Source organism: Nostoc sp. JL34 (assembly GCF_017114945.1).
In the GTDB taxonomy this organism is placed as follows: Bacteria; Cyanobacteriota; Cyanobacteriia; order Cyanobacteriales; family Nostocaceae; genus Nostoc.
Genome location: NZ_JABXKQ010000051.1, coordinates 1 through 21,615, shown reverse-complemented (window position 1 = coordinate 21,615; position 21,615 = coordinate 1). Strand labels below are relative to the sequence as shown.

Here is a 21,615-nt window from a genome sequence, read left to right as displayed (position 1 = left end):
TGTCATTTTGGAATCTCCCTTAGTTTTTATTAGTAAATAAGATGCGTTTGCCCTGGATCAAGGGTTGATTGCTTTAGTAAAGTTTCACGACAAAGCGCCTGTTCCCACTTCACCATATCTTCTACACTGGAAAGTTGACCTCCAGCAGAATAGGTTACTGAAGGACTGTAGTAAGGTTTGTTAACAAGTTTGCTGTTTGGCAACCGATAGCCAGCAGCCCGGTGTAGCACTATGTCTTTGGGATCGTTCATCACGGTTGCGTTCATTCCCAAAGGAGCAAAAATGCCCTCTTGCAACAAATTTCCATAAGATTGTCCAGTTACCTTTTCTAAAATCAAACCCAGTAGATAGTAGCCTGTGTTGTCATAGGCGCTAAACTCACCCGGTTGGAACTTGAGCGGTAGGTGAGTAACTAGAGCCAAAATTTCAGATTTAGATAAATTAAGATGGGTAATTTCCCAGTAGTTTGGAGCATCGGTATAGCTAGGAATTCCAGACTGATGAGACAGAATATGCCCGATTGTGACATTTTGCCACGCTGGGGGTAGACAATCGAGATAGTCTGCGATCGCATCTTCTAGCGAAATTATCCTTTTCTCCACCAGCATCATTATGGCTGTAGCGGTGAAAGTTTTACCGACAGACGCAATCTCATAAACTGTATGTTCAGTCGCTGGAACAGAGTGTTCAATATTCGCCAGTCCATAGCCCTTAACTAAAACCGGCTCACCTTCCTGCACCACTGCAACAGAAAGTCCAGGAATCTGATTTTGAGTCATTGCGGCTTGAATATAGTCGTCAATCATAATCGGCAACGCTCAGTACAAGTGTACAATGCTCAATACCTAGTTTCATCTGCTATTTTCTGGCTTTTCAGCCGCTGGTTTCTGATACTTACCCGGATACTTACGCTGAAAATATTCTTCCATAATTTGTAAAATCATGGGCGCAGCAATGCTACCACCACCGCCGCCGGAATGTTCAGCAAATGCCACAATCACAACTTCTGGCTGTTCAGCAGGTGCATAGGCTCCAAACCAAGCGTGATTTTGCTTAACACGGCCTTTCCACGCTTCGGCGGTACCACTCTTACCAGCCACTGGCGGAACTGTTGGCTGCTTCAAAGCTTTACCCGTACCTTCAGCTACTACTTTCCGTAGTCCCTGACGGAGAACACTTATAGTTGTCGGCTTCATATTTAAAGATGCTCGCCAGCTTTTTGCTTGTTCATTGTCTTTAAGCAAATGCGGCTGGACTCGATAGCCACCATTAGCGGGCACAGCAAACATGATGGCGACTTGTAAAGGTGTCGTTTGTAAAGCACCTTGACCAATTGACATATTAATGCTGTCGCCTACAGTCCAAGGTATCTTCCAAGCTTTCTGCTTCCATGCCTCATCTGGTACTAAACCTTTTGCCTCTTCGTTGCCAAACTCAAAGCCAGTTCTTTTACCAAATCCATACTTGCGAGTCCATTCAATTAAAGTTGGGCCGCCGACTCCGCGACCAATTTGATAGAAGAAGGTATCACTACTCCACTGTAATGCTCCGACAAAACCCAATGGCCCGAACCCGGCGTGATTCCATTCACCAAATCGCGTGCCGCCAAAACTCAAGGAACCGTAGGTTTGCAGAACTGTGCTAGGAGAAAATTTACCTGATTCTAGACCAGCTGTGGTGGTAACAATTTTGAAGGTGCTAGCGGGTGGAAAGGCGCTGAGGGCGCGATTCACCAAGGGATGATCGGCACCTTGGACAAATTCCCAATCTTTTTGGGTGAGTTTCTGCTTCGAGAAAATATTTGGGTCAAAGGTGGGATGAGATACCATTGCTAAAACAGCACCGTTCTTTGGATCGAGTGCCACGATCGCACCATCGCGATCGCCTAAAGCTTTTTCTGCTGTCTTTTGCATATTTAAATCTATGGTCAAGTGCAAATCGTTACCAGGTTTTGCCTGTTTCTCGCCCAAAACCCGGAGCGGGCGACCAGCACCATCCACTTCTACCTGCTGACCGCCCCATTCGCCCCGCAGAGTTTTCTCATAAGCTTTTTCAACTCCCATTTGACCAATTACATCACCCAATCTGTAGCCTTCCTGCTTCTTTTCTTTTAACTGACCGCCGGTCAGTTCTCGCGTATAACCTAATACATGAGCTAATTGCTTAGCGTGGGGGTAGTAACGAACGGCTTCTGTATGAATTTCTACGTCTTTAAGTTCAGTTTGATACTCTTTCAATGCTGTGATTTGCGCTTCATTCAAGTCACGAGCAATTCGGATGAGTGAAGAAGAGTTAGCACCTGCCTCTTCTAGTTTCTTTTCCATCTCTTCTTGGGGAACGTCGAGAATTTGAGATAGACGCGCTCCCACTAATGACCACGCTGGCTTGGTATGTGCCATCGGCCACAAATATACAGAGCGAGGATAGCGAGTACTGGCTAAAAGTTTGCCGTTGCGGTCAAAGATATTGCCTCGTTCTGGTTGTTTGGGAATCATCCGAATTCGATTTGACTCGGCTCGTTTTCGGTGGCTTGCTCCTTCAGTAATTTGCAAATATGCCAAACGAACGCTGATTCCCGTCACCATCAATAGAGTAAATATAATTAAAAATATCGGCTGGAAACTTTGTCCAACAGTACGTGTATTTTTTTGTCCGCCAAGTGGAGATGGTTTAAGGAAAGTCATAAGGCAAAGAGGATTTCAAAATTAAGATTATCTGTAAATAACTCTGCTAAATTCTTAGCAGGTATTTAAGGGCAAACTAATTGGCAGTAATTACTTGTTTTCAATTGATATCATAAGCTCATCTCTTCTATTGCCTCGACCAAAGGCTTTTTGAATTTTAAACTTTGCACACTACTGGTCTGTCCCATTAATTTTGATGAGTTTGTAGTAAGCACTTCAGTGCTTAAAAATCTAGGACTAAAGTCCTTACTACGAACTTTTTCACCCATCAAAACTAATGGGATAGACTAGAAACTCTTACGCTGTATACCTGTTTGAAAAAGAGGCAGGGGAGCAGGGAGCGGTGAGCAAGGGCGATAGTTCAGATGGGGATTCAACCCCACCTGTAGCTTGCTTCCCCGTAGGGGTACGAGAACCACTTAATAGAAGTGGGGGACTCAGACCCATGTTCCGCTCTGCTACACGGCAGGAGTCAAGGGTCATTCCCCCCCCGCTCCCTCTTCCTGCCCCCTGCCTCTTCGTTGACTTTTGACTTTTGCCTTGCGGTACTAATCTCCAGTGCTATGTCCTGAATTCTGAGTTTTAGCTTCTGATGGGTCAGGCTGAGGTTTTTGATACTTACCTGGATACTTGTGCTGAAAATAAGCTTCTAGTACTTGTAAAACCATCGGCCCGCAAATAGTACCGCCATGTTCGCCAGTATTTTCCCCAAAGGCCACAACCACAATTTCTGGCTTATTACTGGGCGCATAAGCACCAAACCATGTATGATTTGGGCGACCAACACCAGCTTCAGCTGTACCACTCTTCCCGGAGGCTTGGGCAATTGTCGGCACGTCTAAGCGCTTACCAGTACCTTCACTCACCACCTTCCGCAGTCCGTCGCGCAGAACTTTGATAGTTGTCGCCTTCATATTTAAGGATTCTCGCCAACTTTTTGCTTCTTCATTATCTTTAAGCAAATGCGGCTGAACTCGATACCCACCATTAGCAGGGACAGAAAACATAATCGCTGATTGCAGAGGTGTCACTTGCAAAGCGCCTTGACCAATTGACATATTAATGGTGTCGCCAACAGTCCAAGGCGTTTTCAAAACTTTCAGTTTCCATGTTTCATCTGGAACCAAGCCTACTGATTCTTCATCCCGAAATTCAATACCAGTTCTTTGACCAAACCCGTATTTGCGACTCCATTTAATTAAAGTTGGGCCACCAACTTTTCTGCCAACTTGATAGAAGAAAGTATCACTACTCATAGCGATCGCTTTGGGAAATCCCAATGGCCCGAATCCGGCGTGGTTCCACTCTCCAAATGTCACCCCACCCACGGTAAGAGAACCAAAGGTTTGTAGTATTGAGTCAGGAGAAAATTCACCTGATTCCAGTCCAGCTGTCGTAGTCACAACTTTAAAAGTACTGGCGGGCGGAAAGGCACTCAGGGCACGATTCACCAAGGGATGATCTTTACCTTGGACACTTTCCCAATCTTTTTGCGAGAGTTTTTGTTTGGAAAAGATATTTGGGTCAAAGGTGGGGTAAGATACCAACGCTAAAACAGCACCATTGTTTGGATCGAGTGCTGCGATCGCACCTCGATGATTTCCTAAAGCTTTTTCGGCTGCCTTTTGCACATCCAAATCTATAGTTAGGTGCAAATCATTACCAGCTTTTGCCTGTTTCTCCCCTATAACCCGGATTGGTCTACCCGCACCATCCACTTCCACTTGCTGACCGCCCCATTCGCCTCGTAGAGCTTTTTCATAAGCCTTTTCCACGCCCATCTGACCGATGACATCTCCCAGTCGATAGCCTAACTCCTTCTTGTCCTTTAACTGGTCGGCGGTTAACTCACGTGTATAACCTAATACGTGCGCTAATTGCTTGCCGTGGGGATAATAACGTACAGAGTCTGTATTTATTTCCACTTCTGGGAGTTCATTTTTATACTCCTTTAATGCCGTAATTTCTGCTTCATTTAAATCGCGAGCAACCCGGATGAGTGAAGAAGAATTAGCACCAGCTTGTTCTAATTTCTTTTCCATCTCATCTTGCGGAATGTTGAGAATTTGCGCTAAACGCGGGCCGACTACAGACCAGGAAGGCTTAGTATGTGCCATCGGCCACAAATATACAGAGCTAGGATAGCGAGTGCTAGCTAAAAGTTTGCCATTCCGGTCAAAAATATTGCCCCGTTCTGGTTGTTTGGGAATCATCCGAATTCGGTTTGCTTCAGCTCGTTCCCGGAGTTTTGGCCCTTCAACTATTTGCAAGAAAGCCAAACGAGCCTCAATCCCAGCGGTCATTAATAGGGTAAATACGATTAAAAATATTGATTGGAAACCACGTCCAACTGTACGTGTATCTTTTTTGCTGCCAAGTGATGGGAATAATGACATAAGTATCAATTCAAAATTCAAAATGAATAAACGCAATTCCAGCCAGACTTTTAGCAATTGCTAATATGCAATTTTAAGGATTGTTAACTTAATTGCAGAATCCCTAAGTAGTAGATCAAGTATATAAATTTACCATATTTTAATTATCTTTACTGGGTATGAAAGAATCGAGCGAGTATATTCTTGAACAATTGTTTTTGGCGGATACAATAAACCAAAGTGTCAAATATAGTCTGCCCAAAAGACTAGAGCAATTGACAAAATAACGTAAAATCACGGCATTCTACTGAGGATTATGGCTCAAATTGTCATGCAAAATCAGAGGGGGATAACAAGTTTTCAGCCACTTGATGTTGAACTGCGTAACGTCTTCAAGTTTTTTAACCAAGAACCAGCAGTAAATGGAATTGATTTGGATGTCAGACAAGGAGAATTTTTTAGTATTTTAGGCCCCTCCGGTTGTGGTAAAACAACGATACTGCGCTTAATTGCTGGGTTTGAAATTGCTGACGCTGGCAAAGTGTTGATTCAGGGTCAGTCTATGACTAATGTGCCGCCTTACCGCCGACCCGTCAATACTGTATTTCAAAGTTACGCTCTATTTAACCACCTGAATGTCTGGGATAACATCGCCTTCGGACTACGGTTAAAAAAAATACCCAAATCGAAAATTGAAGCTAGAGTTCAAGAAGCCTTAAAACTCGTAAAAATGGAAAGTTTGCGATCGCGCTTTCCCAATCAACTTTCTGGTGGTCAACAGCAGCGAGTAGCTTTAGCCAGGGCTTTAGTCAACCGTCCTACCGTGGTATTACTAGATGAACCTTTAGGGGCGTTAGATTTAAAACTACGTAAAGAAATGCAGGTTGAGTTATCAAATTTACACAAAGAATTGGGATTAACCTTTGTGATGGTGACACACGACCAAGAAGAAGCATTGTCTTTGAGCGATCGCATTGCCGTGATGAACCAAGGCAAAATTGAACAAGTTGGTACTCCCAGCGAAATTTACGAACGTCCCTGCACATCCTTTGTTGCTGATTTTATTGGCGATACTAATTTATTCAGCGGTGAAATCGTCGAGGTAGACGCCTCTAATGTGCAAATTTCGACGAAAACAGGACTCTCAATTATCATTAGCCGCACTGAAGATACACCATCTGAGTTATCACAAGCTGTGGTAGTGAGTGTACGCCCAGAAAAAATACAGCTTTCACTTTATCCACCCAATTTGCCAGCTAACTGCTTTGAAGGACGGCTTGTCAACGTGATGTATTTGGGCACACACGTTAATTATGTTGTGGAATTAACAAATGGCATTAGCATCAATGTGTTGCAACCGAATACTTTTGGCACTTTACCAGACCGCAACACGCCTATTTACGCTTGGTGGACAGAAACAGATTGTTTAGCTATTAGTCAATAGTTAATGGTCATAGAAAGCCTCTACTCAGCACTTTTCATTGCCGCACTGGAATTGCGATCGCAAACTCTGTACCTTTTCCTGGGGAGGAGTTGCAGTGTATCGAACCTCCGTGTTTTTCCACAACAATTTGACGGGCGATCGCTAATCCTAAACCCGTTCCTTTGCCTACAGATTTTGTCGTAAATAAATGGTCAAATATCTTTTGTTTGACTTCTTCACTCATCCCTTTAGCATTATCGGTAATCGTTATTTTCACCTGATTATCTTTCAATGAGGTTTGAATTGTAATCTTGTTCGGGTTTTCTTGGATTTCTGCAAAATTTCGCCCAGTATTCGACTCATCTAAGGCATCAATGGCATTAGCTAGGATATTCATAAATACCTGGTTTAATTGTCCAGGAAAACATTCCACTTGAGGCAAGCTGCCATAATCGGTTATGACTTCAATTGCTGGACGTTGCTCATTGGCTTTGAGGCGATGTTTGAGAATTAAAATTGTACTTTCAATCCCTTCATGAATTTTAAATGGCACTTTATAATCTTTATCAGCGCGAGAGAAAGTTCTTAAACTAGTGCTGATATTTTTGAGGCGATCGCACGCCATCACCATTGAATCTATTGTCTTGGGTAAATCTTCTAAACTATAATCTAAGTCAATTTCTTCTGCATGGTCAATAATTTCAGCACCCGGATTAGGTAAACTTTTTTGATAAAGTTTTAAGTGTTGCACAACATCAGCAATAGTGGGTTTAGCTTGTTTGAGACTTGCAGCAATAAAGCCTAAAGGATTATTCATTTCATGGGCTACGCCAGCAACTAAATTACCCAGTGCAGACATTTTTTCACTTTGAACAATTTGTAATTGGGCTTGTTGTAAATCTTCTAAGGCAGTTCCGAGGGCTTGAGATTTTTCTGTAACCACTGATTCAGCTTGTTTGCGATCGCTAATATTAATGGTTGTTCCAACTATGCGATAAACTTTGCCCGTCTGATCTTTTAATGGACTGAGTGTGGTTAACCACCAAGTTTTGTGGTCATTAAATGTTAGACATTCTTCATAGGTGATGGGTATTCCGGTTTGGAAGCAACGTAAATGATTTTGATATACTACGGCAGCTTCATCACCATGTAATTCTTGGGAAGTTTTTCCTAGCACTTGGGAAGCAGGTATACCAACTGCAAATTCGCATGATTTACTCCATCCTGTGTACTCAAACTTAGCATTATCCCGGACATCAATCACAAAGATCAGACAGCCAACACCTTCGTAAATACTACTGAGAAACTTTTCTCGCTCCTGGAGATGATTATATAACTGGGCATTTTCTAAAGAAATTGCGGCTTGGGTGCAGAGGAAATTTACAAGAGAAAGGCGATCGCTAGTAAATACCCCTTGAGTCAGTTGATTTTCTAGGTAAAGAATCCCTACTAGATGCCCTTGATTAATAATTGGGGTACATAATACACTCTGGGGTTGTGAGGAGTGCATATATTCCCCAATCAATCCAATAATATCTGTTTTGCAATTGTCTATAACAACTGTTTGCTTGGTATTTTTGACATAATTGATAATATTTACAGGAATATCTTGACAAGTATTTAGTGATTGTGGTTCAAGAATGGTTTGTATTTCCTGATGATTGATCGAGGTAATTGCCCTAACTTGCCAAGTATCATTTTGGGGAAGAATTAGTGCAGATTTTTTCGCGCCAGAGTTTTCTAGGATAATGTGGGTCAAGCTGACAATAAGTTGATCTAATTCCAGAGAACTGGAAATAGCTTGAGCAGCTTTGAGGACAGAGGTAAAATCTAGTGCATGAGAAATACTAGTGCTGCCAGTGGTAGAAGTGCGAGTAGATGAAGAAGTGCCACGAAAGCTAATAGTTTCTAGGGTATTGAAGTTGATTCGTTGCTGTTGCAGAATGGATTGGAGTAGTTGGGGATAGCGTTTTTCTAGGTCTTCTATTTTGGCTTTTGCACCCCAACGAGCGTAACAGTAGTATGCTTCTTGCATATATGCTTGGGCAACTCTTTCTTTACCCCAATCGAAATAAAATTTGGCTACTAATTCATTGCTAAGTGCTTCTTCTTGGATGTAGCCGTTGGCTTTAGCTAGAGTTATGGCGCGATCGTAATTTTCAAGTGCCTCTGCTTTATTGCCCAAAACTCTTTGTTTTTCAGCCTCAACTAAATGCCATTTATGCAGATGATTTGTGGAAGTATTTTGTGCACAACGGTGCAGAGTGGTTTGATGGATTTCTACCTGGGCGAGAATTACGGAAAGTTCAATTTCTGGCTGGGTGGAAAATTGGGCTAGGTATGTCAGGGCTGCGTAGAAATGGAAAATTTGAACAAAAATCAATCCTGATACTGCGAGTAAATACTTTTCCCCTTCCTCAATGTAAGCGATCGCAGCTTTGTAATCACCAAAAGAATAGGCAAGCAACAGTTTGTAGATATACAACTCAGCCATCACCGTAAGTTCATTAGCCTGACGATGTTTGGAAATCATCACCGTTTCATCGTAGATACTGCCGCTCAAACAATCGGGCTGAATTTGGGTTTCCCTAAAGTTCTGTGCCGCCTGCCGCATAATACTCACATAAGTCTGGGCAGAATGTTGCTTCGCCTGAGTTAAGGCGGCGTTGTAACTTGCGATATCTAATTCCAAATTGCTAAGTTCAAAGCCACTCCAAAAGACTGCATAGCTGTAACAACAGACGTTATAGCCAGCGTGTAAAAAATCGCCAGTTTCCATGCCAGAGGTAAAACCAGCTTTCAGCAACGGTATCGTTGCCGAGAGAGCTTCTTGGTGATGTTGAATAAAGCCACCAAACAACATGGAAATTATGGATTTGAATTCCCGCACATTGAACCGATCTAGCAAATTCAATGCCAATTGCCCAAAATCGTAGCCCCCTTCAACCTCTCCCAAAAAGGCACACAGCACCATTCCGTGCAGCGCATACCCCACAGTGGAGGCGGGCGTATTCCCAAACTGAAGCGATAGGCTGACCATTGTGCAGCTAATCAGGGGCAATAAACCCGGCATTCCTTGGAAAACGGGTGCAAACAGCATTCCTAACAGTTGCATGGCTGCCTGTGCTTGGGGATCTGTCATCGCTGGTAAGTCAGCTAGTTCCTCAATTCGTTTGCTTGCGAGTTGACTAGCAAGGACTTGTAAAGCTTTACCAATCTCAGCATTGTTTGGCTCAATGGGTAGCTCAACTCCCAATTGCTTTAAGGCATCTCTGCCAACTGCGATCGCTTCTAATAGTCTGCTCTGGGCTGTTTGGGCAGCAATTTGAATTTCGTAAATTTTAACTTTGTCTAAAATCGTCTGGGCTGATTGCAACACCTGTACTGCTATCTGTTCCATGCCATCAAAGTCAGCATTTAAGTAGGCGGCTTCGGCGGCGGCAACATAGAGACTCAGGGTCAATTCATATCGATCGTGCCAGCAATTCACTGTGAGTAGCTCAATCCCGGTCTGTAAATAGACTCTGGCCGCAGCATAAGCAGTAGAATTTTTCGCTTTATATCCTGCGGCTAAGTTAAGTCGAGCCAAGGCTTCTCGCTCGTTTGATTGGGCAATCAACTCTTGCCCTAAATTCAAATGTCCAACAATATCAAACAGTTTTTCTTCTTGTTCTATTTGAGAAGAATTTTGTAGAAGTAATTGACCAATTTTGAGATGAGTTGCTTGTTTTTGGTTATCAGGAATTAGAGAATAGGCAGCTTGTTGTACTCTGTCATGCAAAAATCTATATTTGGCTAATTGTTTATTGGTATTCCCAGTTGACAGCGCCAATCGATCGTGATTTTCTCCCTGATAAAATTTATAAACATCACTAATTGGTAAAATCAACCCTTCTTGTAAAGCTTTCCATAAACTAGCAGCTGTTTCAATTTCTGATGACTCCCAAACAATTGCCAAAGTTGCTAAATCAAATTGATTGCCAATGCAAGCGGCTAACTGCAATACATTTTGAGTTGATTGAGGCAATCTTTGTAATTGAAATACCATGAACTTAACAACATCATCTGTCACCGCTTGCTGATTTATTTGGGTGATATCACATTGCCACCCCCCCGTAGCCCTGCCTTGGTAAGGGGGGGTGAATTCAATTAATCCATCTTGGTGTAGTGCCTTAAGAAACTGTATGGCAAAAAACGGATTACCCTGAGTTTTCTGAAATACCAATTGAGAAACAGGTAATACCAAATCTTTTGTACATTTAAGTGTGTCAGCAACTAATTGATTTACTTGCGATTGACTTAGAGGTGCTAAAGTAATCGTATTAATTGTAGCTACTGTTTTTTGGATATTATTCAAAGTCAACATTAATGGATGTGCTGAATTGACTTCGTTATCACGATAAGCACCAATTAAGAAAAGATGTTTTGTATCAGCCATTAATAACTGTATTAACATCAACGATGCTGAATCTGCCCATTGTAAATCATCTAAGAACATCACTAATGGATGTTTTTCACTGGTAAAGACTTGGGTAAATTTTTGAAATAATAAATTAAACCGATTTTGGGCGGCAGTTCCTGATAATTCTGTAACAGGTGGTTGCTGACCAATAATTCTTTCTAATTCGGGGATGACTTCAATAATTACCTGTCCATTATCACCTACAGCCGCTAAGATATTGGTTTTAAATTGCTGGATTTGAGCATCGCTTTCTGTTAATAATTGCCCCATTAAATCGCGGAAGGCTTGCACAAAAGCACTAAAGGGAATATTTCGTTGAAATTGGTCATATTTCCCTTTGATAAAATAACCGCGTTTTTTGACGATTGGTTTATGAACTTCGTTAACTACAACGGTTTTACCAATACCCGAAAAACCAGCCACCAGCATCATTTCTGTCGCACCAAGGCTGACTCTCTCAAATGCTTGCAGGAGAGTTTCTACTTCTGTTTCTCGTCCATAAAGTTTATCAGGGATAATAAAGCGATCGCACAGATCCCGTTGAGCAATTGGGAAACTCTTAATTTCACCAGTTTCTTGGAGTTGAGATAAACAAGTTTCTAAATCAAATTTCAGTCCTAATGCACTCTGATATCGGTCTTCAGCATTTTTTGCCATCAATTTCATTACGATGTCACAGAGAACTTGGGGAATCTTTTCTCTATCCCCTAACATCGGTGGAAGTTTTGCTAAATGACAATGTACCAACTCCATTGGATCGTTTGAATGGAACGGTAATTCTCCTGTCAATAACTCGTAAAAAGTGACACCTAAAGAATAAAAGTCAGTCCGGTAGTCAATCCCCCGATTCATTCTTCCTGTTTGTTCGGGAGAAATATAACCAAGTGTCCCTTCCAAGACATTGGGATTCATCAGTGTTTGAGTTTCCCGTGGTAGTAGGGATGCAATACTAAAGTCAATTAATTTAACTTGTTTGGTTTCGGGATTAATGAGAATATTGGCGGGTTTGATATCTTTATGAATAACGCGATCGCGATACAATATATCTAAGATGTTGCACAGTGCGATCGCTATTTCTAAAAACTCCATCAAAGATTCCAGATTTCCTCTCACTCCCCACTTCTTCAAAGAAATCCCGCCAAAATCTTCCATCACCAATGCATAACTATTTTGGTAGGGTTCCAGGCTGTAGGTTTGAACGATTAGCGGTGAGTTAAGATTTTTGGCAATAGTGTACTGATTGCGAAACGATAGGAGTTCGCTGAAACTCGGATAAGGATTTTTCAGCAGTTTAATCACTACAGGTAATGAGTCAGTCTCTCTATACCCTCGATAAACAATGGTTCTAGAACCATTGTAGAGTTCTTCGCTTACTTTATATCCGGGAATATTGACTCTTGTACTAACCATACTGCTAAATCTTTAAGACTCCAGATATAGTGTTCCCAGATATGATGTCGATCTGTAAAGTTGGTGCGGGGACGCGGTGCAACGCTAAAACAATATGTCAGCGATCGCCCTTATGTTGCTTCTTTTTTTTTGAGTGTAGCGATCGCTCAGGTGTTTAGTACGGCTTTAGGAGGTCGCTGCAAAGACTTAGCATAATTAGCGCAAACCCCCATGCCTTTAATAGCAAAACTGTCGGTTTTACCTTGTCGCGGTGGTGACAATGCCCAATATTGAATACAATATCAAATTTGAGAACCTTCCAGCGGGAAAATTGCGACATCAAGGCACCGCTTGGAATGGACGCGATCGCAGTTTCAAAACTGGGCAAACCAAGTAGCAAAAAGCTTTGACTACACTGTGGAATTTCAACCGATAGGGATGGAAGATCCAGAAGTCGATTCACCCACACAAATGGCGGTGTTTAGAAGATGAACTGGCAAAGTGACCCTCGCTCTACCCAAGAACTGATAGAACTGGCTCTCAAGGAAGAAAATGGTGATCTAGTTGGGATTTTGCACTTTCGCGGCAATCACGAAGTTTTTGCAGCTGCATCAAAGTTGTGCAACAGTCAAAACGCAAGGGAAAGACAATTAGGTGCTGATATATTAGGTCAGCTTGGGATACCCCATCGGACTTTTCCTCATGAGTCTTTAACGATTTTACTAGAATTGCTGGAATGTGAGCAAAATACTGATGTCCTTAACTCAATTGGAATTGCACTAGGACATCTGCACGATGCTAGAGCGATCGCCCCATTAATTCGACTGAAAAGCCACCCCAGCCCATCTGTGCGTTATGGAGTTGTCTTTGGTCTTTTGGGATATGAAGATGAATTAGCAATCAGCACTCTCATTGAATTGTCTTCAGATCGGGATGGAGATGTGCGAAACTGGGCAACTTTTGGATTAGGTTCGCAAATTGAAACTGATACAACAGCTATTCGAGAAGCACTTTATCAGCGTTTTATTAATGAGAATACAGATGAAAATTATGAAATTTATGGAGAAGCATTAGTTGGTTTAGCCAAAAGAAAAGATTCACGAATATTAACTCGATTGATAGAAGAATTATTGTCTGACTATGTAGGTGTACTTGCCATTGAAGCAGCAGAACAATTCGCCGACTTAAGACTTTATCCAGCTTTGATGCAATTACAACAGCGGTGGACTGAAAATAATAACTTGCTAGAAAGCGCTATAAATAATTGCCAGGAGCAAACTTAATGAAGCTGACTATTCCTGAACTATCTCTAATTGTCCTCATCGGTACTTCTGGTTCCGTGTCTGGGATAGCCTTCCGCCTCCAAGCCAAAAATCATACCGGAATTTCAATCACAAATTCTGTACCCTGACCCAGAACCGAGTTAAAACTTAATTTTCCACCGTGGGTTTCTTCAACGATTTGACGAGCGATCGCCAATCCCAATCCTGTGCCTTTACCAACAGCTTTTGTTGTAAATAAATGGTCAAATATTCTTTGTTTAACTTCTTCGCTCATCCCCTTGCCATTATCAGTAATGGAAACTTTAACTAGATTATTTTCGACTGAGGTTGTAATTGTAATGCAGTTAGGGTTGGCTTTAATCTCTTCAAAGCTGCGTCCATGATTAGATTCATCTAACGCATCAATAGCATTTGCGAGAAGATTCATAAATACCTGATTTAATTGACCGGGGAAGCATTCAATTTCGGGTAACTTCCCGTAGTTGGTGATAACTTCAATTGCAGGACGTTGTTCATTTGCTTTCAGACGATGTTTGAGTATGAGAATGGTGCTATCTATGCCTTGGTGAATATTGAAAGGCACTTTGTAATCTTGATCGGCACGAGAAAAAGTACGTAAACTGGTGCTGATGTTTTTCAACCTGTCGCAAGCCATAGACATGGAATCAATCATCTTGGGCAAGTCTTCTAAACTATAATCCAAGTCGATTTCTTCGGCGTGTTCAATGATTTGTTCACTTTTGTGAGGTAAACTTACTTGATATAGTCCCAGATGTTCAACAATATCAGCGATAGTCGGTTTAGCTTGTTTGAGACTGGCAGAAATAAAACCAAGGGGATTATTCATTTCATGAGCTACACCAGCAACTAAGTTTCCGAGTGCAGACATTTTTTCAGTTTGCACCATTTGTAATTGGGCATTTTGCAAATCGGCGAGCGCTTGTTCTAATAAGAGTGATTTTTGTTGCAAGGCAAGTTCTGCAACTTTGCGATCGTTAATATCCACAAATAATCCATCCCACACCATAGATCGATCGGCAAATATTTGGATTCGAGATTCCCCATAAATCCACTTGATAATTCCAGAGGGTGTAATAATTCGTCCTGACCATTGCCAGGGAGATAGGGCTTGAATGGCTTGAGTTTGGGACTGCTGATAACTCACGGCATCATCTGGATGCACTAGATTGTCGAAAAACTGCCAATTTGACATGGCTTGCTCCGGGGTAATTTCTAGTAAGCTGTAACAGTCGGCACTAATGTAGCTCAACGATATAACCCCATCGGCACTCATGCGATATTGAAAAACAACGCCAGGAACATTATCTACAAGTTTCTCAAAGCGAGAGTTACTCTCACTCAACTCAGCGAACGATCGCTCTAGTTGTTGAGCATATTCTAGCGATCGCTCATAAAGCCGGGAATTTTCCAAAGAAATTGCCGCTTGAGCGCAGAGTAAATTCAGGAGTTCAATGCGATCGCTAGTAAACGCCCCCGTTGCTAAATTATTTTCTAGATATAAAATGCCCATCAATTTACCTTGATGCAAAATCGGGCTACACAAGATACTTTTCGGTTGCTGACGCATGATATAGGGGTCGTTGGCTAAGGTCGGATCGGCACTCGCATCAAGTATCACAGCAGTCTGTCTATCGTGCTTCACTTTGTAAATCAGCTTCAGGGGAATGTCTTGACTGTCTTCAATGGGAAGGCGTTGCAACACTACTGGCTGCATCCCCACGGTAATTGATCCTTTAATTAGCAGACGTTCACCTTTGGTATCGCCTAGCGAATCGTTTCGCAACAGCATGAACACGCATTTATCAGCCCCAGCATTTTCAATGACGATTTCAAGCAACGATGAAAGCAGTTTTTCAAATTCAATTTCGCCTGAAATCGTGTGAGAAGCTTTCAGAATAGCAGCTAAATCTAAAGCAACAGAGACACTACTACTGTGGGAAGTGCCGGAATTCGTGGGTGTAACACTTGCCAATGAGAAGATTGTTTCGTTAGTAGAGAAAGGAGAATGGGTTTGCTGGAGGATAAGGGCTAACAATTGCGGATAGCGTCTTTCCAGATCGGCAACCTTGGCTTTCGCCCCCCAACGTGCGTAGCAGTAATATGCTTCTTGCATATATGCTTGGGCGACTTTTTCTTTCCCCCAGTTGAGGTAAAATTTGCCTGCGAGTTCATTCGCTAGGGCTTCTTCTTGAATATATGCATTTGCTTTGGCAGAGGCGATCGCGCGATCGTAGTAATCCATTGCTTCATACATCCGCCCTAATACCCGATACTGCTCTGCTTCAACCAAATAAAATTTGTGTAAATGGTTTGTGGGTGCATGGTTTGCCCATTGTTCCAGCTTCTTCTGGTTGTCAACAACTTGCTGGGGCAGGCATTCCTTACCTTGAGCGTTGGGTAACATCGCCAGATGAGTCAATGAATCGTAAAAGTGAAACACCGGCACCATAAAACAACCGGATACTCCACTTAAATATTGTTTGGCATCAGCCGCCACTTTGATAGCTTGTTCCCACTCATTAAACAAGTAACAAAGAATTAATTTATTGATATACAGTGTTCCCATTGCGTAAAGATCGTTGGCCTTCTGATGCAAGGGCAACATGATTTGTTCGTCATAGATTACACCTTGAATTTCCCAAGGACACTTGCTCTCTGCGAGTAAATTTAAGACGGATTGGTAAAAGACTCTCAGATAATTATGAGCAACTTCCTGCTTGAGTTGAGCCAATGCCTGATTGTAAACCTTCATCTCTGGTTCTAGGATTGACAAATCTTTTCCGAGAAAATAGGAAAGCGAACAGTAATTGTAGGCACAGTAGGCAGCATATTCTAAAGTACCCATCTCCAGACCGCTGTGGTATCCGTCGAGCAAAGGAGCGAGTGAATTTTGAATATGATGTTTCCAAGGCTTCACGAAGGGATAAACCATGTTAATCGTGCTGGCTTTAAATTCTTTGCTTTGGAAGCGTGATAGTAGTCCCATTGCCAGTTCACCAATGCGATCGCCTAAATCTATTTCTCCAATACCGCACAAAATTACTCCATACCAAGCATAAGCCTGTGCTGATACCGCAGCATTACCGTATTCCACTGATAACCTAATCTGCTTACACACGACTAACGGCAGTAATTCTGGAACCGCTTGATAGATTGCTGCTGTCACCGCCGCTAAAATTCGGATTGTTGCCAGGGCTTGGAAGTCTTTCATTTCCGGCAGTTCCAAGAAATCTTCTAAATGTTTTCCTTTTAATACATCTTGAGTCTGTTGCAAACTTTCAGTAATATCTGCGTCAGTCGGCTGCTCTGGAAACAATACTCCAAATAATTTTAAAGTCGAAAGAGCGGTTTTAATAGCTTTGGGCTGTTGACTCTGGGCCACCTCGGCCAAAATTCTCACTTCATAGACTTTCACTTTGTCTAGTAATTGACGAGCATTTTGCACTACTTCGTCAACTATCTGCTCCATTTGCTTAAAATCACCACTCAGACAGGCTACTTCTGCGGCTAAATCATGCAGAGCTAACGTTAGTTCATAGCATTGCTGCCAACAACTTGTTGTGAGAAGTTGTATACCTTTAGTAGCGTATTCAATTGCTGCGACGTAAGCGGTTGCAGATTTAGCTCTTTGGGCAGCAACTAGATTTAACTTTGCTAATTCCTCACGTTCAGTTTCTGCAACAATTAAATCGGCTCCTTTATTTAATTGATTGACAATCTCAAAGATTTTTTCCTCTTTTTCCGTCTCGCTCATTACACTTAAAAGCAATTGCCCAATTTTTAAGTGCGTCAGTTGTTTTTGGTCATCGGGAATCAGAGAATAAGCGGCTTGTTGGACGCGATCGTGTAAAAACTTGTATGTAACAGTCTGAATATTTTCCGGTGTACGTGCAATTTCTTGCCCAATATAAAATTTATAAACATCACCGTTTGGTAAAATCAACCCTTCTTGTAATCCTTTCCACAAAGCCGCAGATGTTTCGATTTTAGATTGTTTAGAAACAATTGCTAAACTTGCTAAATCAAACTGATTCCCAATACAAGCAGCTAGCTGTAACACCTGTTGAGTTGATAGCGGTAGTTTTCGCAATTGAAAACCCATAAAGGCAACAACATCATCTGTAACGGCTTGAGTCATCACTTGGGTAATGTCACATTGCCAACAGCCTAACTCAATATCAAATTGAATCATATTTTCTTGATGCAATGCTTTGAGAAACTGGATTGCGAAAAACGGATTTCCTTGAGTTTTCTGATAGATTAATTGAGAAAGAGTCCATGCCGAAGTTTCTGTACATTTAAGTGTGTCACCAACTAACTGATTCACTTTGAGTTGACTCAGTGGTGCTAAAGTAATTGTATTAATCGTCGCTTTGCTTTTTTTGATTTCACTCAAAGCCAACATCAATGGATGTCCTAGATTGACTTCATTATCACGGTATGCACCAATTAACAAAAGATGACCTGTATCAGCCATTAAAAGCTGCATTAACTTCAATGATGCCGAATCTGCCCATTGCAAATCATCTAAAAACATCACTAATGGATGTTCCGCACTAGTGAAAACTTGGGTAAATTGTTGAAATAATAAATTAAATCTATTTTGTGCCGCCGTTCCTGATAATTCTATGGCGGGTTGTTGTTCGCCAATAATTCTTGATAATTCGGGGATGACTTCAATAATTACCTGTCCATTTTCCCCAACAGCATCTAAAATCTTGCTTTTCCATTCCTGAATCTGTGCATCACTTTCTGTTAACAATTGCCCCATTAAATCCCGGAATGCTTGGACAAATGCACTGAAGGGAATATTCCGTTGAAATTGGTCGTATTTGCCCTTGATAAAATAACCGCGTTGGCGAACAATCGGTTTATGAACTTCGTTGACAACCGCAGTTTTTCCAATTCCTGAAAAACCTGCTACCAGCATCATTTCTGTTGCACCAAGGCTGACTCTCTCAAAGGCTTGGAGTAAAGTTAATATTTCGGTTTCTCGTCCATAAAGTTTATCAGGAATGATGAAGCGATCGCACACATCCCTACGAGCAATTTCAAAACTCGGAATTTCCCCATCAACTTGTAGCTGATGCAAACAATTTTCTAAATCAAACTTCAGTCCCAAGGCACTTTGATATCGATCTTCGGCATTTTTTGCCATCAATTTCATCAGAATATCACAAAGAACTTGGGGAATATCTTCTCTATTTCTTAAAAGTGGTGGAAGTTTAGCAATATGACAATGCACCAATTCCATTGGCTCGTTTGATGCAAAAGGTAAATTTCCTGTAAGTAACTCGTAAAATGTCACGCCCAAAGAATAAAAATCAGTGCGGTAGTCAATCCCCCGATTCATTCTTCCTGTTTGTTCTGGAGAAATATAAGCGAGTGTTCCTTCTAAAATATTGGGATTGACTAGCGTTTGGGTTTCCCGTGGTAGTAAAGATGCAATACTAAAGTCGATTAATTTAACTTGTTTGGTTTCGGGATTAATGAGAATATTGCTAGGTTTGATATCTTTATGAATAATCCGTTCGTGATATAATATATCTAAGGTATTGCACAGTGCGATCGCAATTTCTAAAAACTCCTGTAGAGATTTTCCCCTTCCCTTGATTCCCCATTCCTTGAGGGAAATTCCCCCAAAGTCTTCCATCACCAGCGCATAGCCATTTTGATAGGGTTCTAGCCTATAAGTTTGGACGATTAGCGGTGAGTTAAGATTTTTAGCTATGGTGTACTGGTTCCGAAACGACAAGAGTTCGCTAAAACTCGGATGAGGATTTTTCAGCAGTTTAATAACTACAGGTAATGAGTCAGTTTCTCGATACCCTCGATACACAATGGTTCTAGAACCATTGTAGAGTTCTTCGCTAACCTTGTATCCAGGAATATTGACAAGAGTGCTAACCATACTGCTAAATCTTTAAGGTTTCCAGATTTAGTATTCCCAGATGCTTGAAATTGTTTACCAAAAATAGCCAAAAATTACACTGGTATCTCAAGAATAAACTCCGTACCTTCACCGATAACTGAGTTAAAACTCAATCTTCCACCGTGGGTTTCTTCAACGATTTGACGAGCGATCGCTAATCCTAACCCTGTGCCTTTACCAACGGCTTTGGTCGTAAATAAATGATCAAATATTTTTGATTTTATTTGTTCATTCATTCCCTTACCATTATCTTTAATCTTAATAATTACTTTTTGCTTATTTTCACTAACCTGAGTAATAATCGTGATAAAATTGGGATGAGCTTTTATATCTTCAAAAGCGCGTCCAATATTTGACTCTTCCAAAGCATCAATAGCATTCGCTAAAATATTCATAAATACCTGATTCAACTGCCCAGCAAAGCATTCTACTAATGGTAGCTGACCATATTCTTTGATAACTTGAATTTCTGGGCGGGTTTCTGAGGATTTGAGACGATGTTTGAGAATCAAAATGGTGCTGTCGATGCCATCATGAATATTGCAAGCAACGGGGCGATCGCTATCAGCACGAGAGAAGGTTCGTAAAGAAGTACTAATATCCCGAATTCGCTTCACACCTTCTTGCATAGAACCGACTAACTTAGGTAAGTCTTCGCGGATATAATCGAGGTCAATTGCTTCGATTTCGTTTTGAATTATTCCACTGGGAGGAGAATATTCCTGTTGATACAAATCAATTAAGCCAAATATATCCTTGATATAATCTAAGGCAGGTTGAATATTACCGCCCAGGAAGCCAACAGGGTTATTGATTTCATGTGCCACCCCCGCTACAAGGTTTCCTAGTGCCGACATTTTTTCACTTTGCACCAATCGTACTTGAGTGCCTTGAAGTTCTGCTAGTGCTTCTTCTAGATTTTGTTTTTGTTGTTTGAGTTCTTCTTGTGCCAGCTGACGTTTGGTAATGTCTTCTGTCACCAATAAAATGCCGAACACATTTCCCTTGGCATCGCGTAAAGGCATCTTGCTCGTATCTAACCAAATTTGCTGACCATCCGTCCGTTGCCATTGTTCAATTATGTGGAGTTCTGCTTTACCAGATTCCATGACGCGGCGATCGCACACACGATACCAATCACATTCTTCTTTACTGATCAGTAAGTCATAGTCAGTTTTACCCACAATTTCATCAGGCGAACTTAAGTTTAATATAGTAGCCAAACTTTGATTACAGCCCAAATAAACTGAATTGGTATCTTTCCAGCCTACCCAGTGGGGAATAGTATCAAATACTAAGCGCATCAATTGTTGAGTTTGTTTGAGGGTTTCAATCGATCCAAATAGTTCCTGGGTTCGTTCAGTAACTCGTTGCTCTAGTTGCTGGGTGAGTTGTTGCAGTTCTGTATTTCTGGCTTCAAGAGACTGACTCAAGTGGTTAAGCTTTAAGTGCGATCGCACCCGCGCTAACACTTCACCTTGTTGAAACGGTTTGGTAATGTAGTCAACGGCTCCTAGTTCAAAACCTGTGACTTTATTCACCGATTCCGAAAGGGCTGTGATAAAGATAATTGGAATATTTTGGGTTTTCAGATTAGCTTTGATGTGCTGACAGGTTTCAAAGCCATTCATCCCCGGCATCATCACATCCAGTAAAATCAAAGACACTGGAGTATGTTCTAATTGTTGTAGCGCCCCTTCACCACTCGTGGCGATCGCAACTTCAAAACCAGCATTGGCTAAGGTATCTGAAAGCACCTTCAAGTTATTTGGCACATCATCGACAATCAGGATAATGCCATTGTCAAACTGGTTGGTAACGGCACTGTTAAATGTAATGGAATTTGTAGAGAATACTGTCATAGGAAAAATGGGGATTGGGGATTGGGGATTGGGGATTGGAGATTGGGGATTGGGGATTGGGGATTGGAGATTGGAGATTGGAGATTGGGGATTGGAGATTGAGATTACAAGAATTCTTTTCTAGTCCCTAGTCCCCAGTCCCCAGTCCCCAGTCCCCAGTCCCCAGTCCCCAGTCCCCAGTCCC

9 protein-coding genes and 1 pseudogene are annotated in these 21,615 nt (G+C 41.7%); 4 read left to right on the top strand and 6 right to left on the bottom strand.

Annotated elements, in window-relative coordinates:
* Window positions 1–29: 29 nt before the first annotated feature.
* From HWQ44_RS10530 to mrdA (HWQ44_RS10520), 3 genes are all read right to left on the bottom strand, one after another.
* A complete protein-coding gene (locus HWQ44_RS10530) occupies window positions 30–806 on the bottom strand; it encodes a serine hydrolase (protein ID WP_292718253.1) in 777 nt (258 codons plus the stop codon).
* A gap of 45 nt (window positions 807–851) precedes the next feature.
* A complete protein-coding gene (gene mrdA, locus HWQ44_RS10525) occupies window positions 852–2,684 on the bottom strand; it encodes a penicillin-binding protein 2 (RefSeq protein WP_292718251.1) in 1,833 nt (610 codons plus the stop codon).
* A 548-nt stretch (window positions 2,685–3,232) separates the two neighbouring features.
* The gene (gene mrdA / locus HWQ44_RS10520; protein ID WP_292718249.1) at window positions 3,233–5,080 is read right to left on the bottom strand and encodes a penicillin-binding protein 2; all 1,848 of its coding nucleotides are present in this window, start codon (window positions 5,078–5,080) and stop codon (window positions 3,233–3,235) included.
* Window positions 5,081–5,375: 295 nt separating this feature from the next.
* Between mrdA (HWQ44_RS10520) and HWQ44_RS10515 the strand changes: the two genes are divergently transcribed.
* Window positions 5,376–6,503, top strand: a complete 1,128-nt coding sequence (locus HWQ44_RS10515; protein WP_292718247.1) for an ABC transporter ATP-binding protein — start codon at window positions 5,376–5,378, stop codon at window positions 6,501–6,503.
* 34 nt (window positions 6,504–6,537) lie between these two features.
* Here the strand turns inward: HWQ44_RS10515 and HWQ44_RS10510 are convergent, their stop codons facing one another.
* A complete protein-coding gene (locus tag HWQ44_RS10510; protein ID WP_292718245.1) occupies window positions 6,538–12,354 on the bottom strand; it encodes an AAA family ATPase in 5,817 nt (1,938 codons plus the stop codon).
* Between the two features lie 54 nt (window positions 12,355–12,408).
* Here HWQ44_RS10510 and HWQ44_RS10505 point away from each other — a divergent pair.
* The 3 genes and pseudogenes from HWQ44_RS10505 to HWQ44_RS10495 all read left to right on the top strand — a co-directional run.
* Window positions 12,409–12,612: pseudogene (locus HWQ44_RS10505) on the top strand (3' terminal RNA ribose 2'-O-methyltransferase Hen1); the annotation flags it as partial.
* A gap of 209 nt (window positions 12,613–12,821) precedes the next feature.
* Window positions 12,822–13,616 (top strand): HEAT repeat domain-containing protein, encoded by a 795-nt coding sequence (locus tag HWQ44_RS10500; protein WP_292718243.1) that lies wholly within the window; start codon window positions 12,822–12,824, stop codon window positions 13,614–13,616.
* Window positions 13,616–13,744, top strand: coding sequence for a hypothetical protein (locus HWQ44_RS10495; RefSeq protein WP_292718241.1), 129 nt, complete (start codon window positions 13,616–13,618; stop codon window positions 13,742–13,744). Before HWQ44_RS10500 ends, HWQ44_RS10495 begins: the two co-directional genes overlap by 1 nt.
* On the opposite strand, the gene HWQ44_RS10490 is transcribed toward HWQ44_RS10495, so the two are convergent.
* Both HWQ44_RS10490 and HWQ44_RS10485 read right to left on the bottom strand, forming a co-directional pair.
* On the bottom strand, window positions 13,708–19,548 hold the full coding sequence (locus tag HWQ44_RS10490) for a trifunctional serine/threonine-protein kinase/ATP-binding protein/sensor histidine kinase (RefSeq protein WP_292718239.1): 5,841 nt from the start codon (window positions 19,546–19,548) through the stop codon (window positions 13,708–13,710). The two genes, HWQ44_RS10495 and HWQ44_RS10490, sit on opposite strands and share 37 nt — an antisense overlap.
* Window positions 19,549–19,622: 74 nt before the next feature.
* Complete coding sequence (locus tag HWQ44_RS10485; RefSeq protein ID WP_334728585.1) at window positions 19,623–21,431, bottom strand: response regulator; 1,809 nt, start codon at window positions 21,429–21,431, stop codon at window positions 19,623–19,625.
* Window positions 21,432–21,615: the final 184 nt, after the last annotated feature.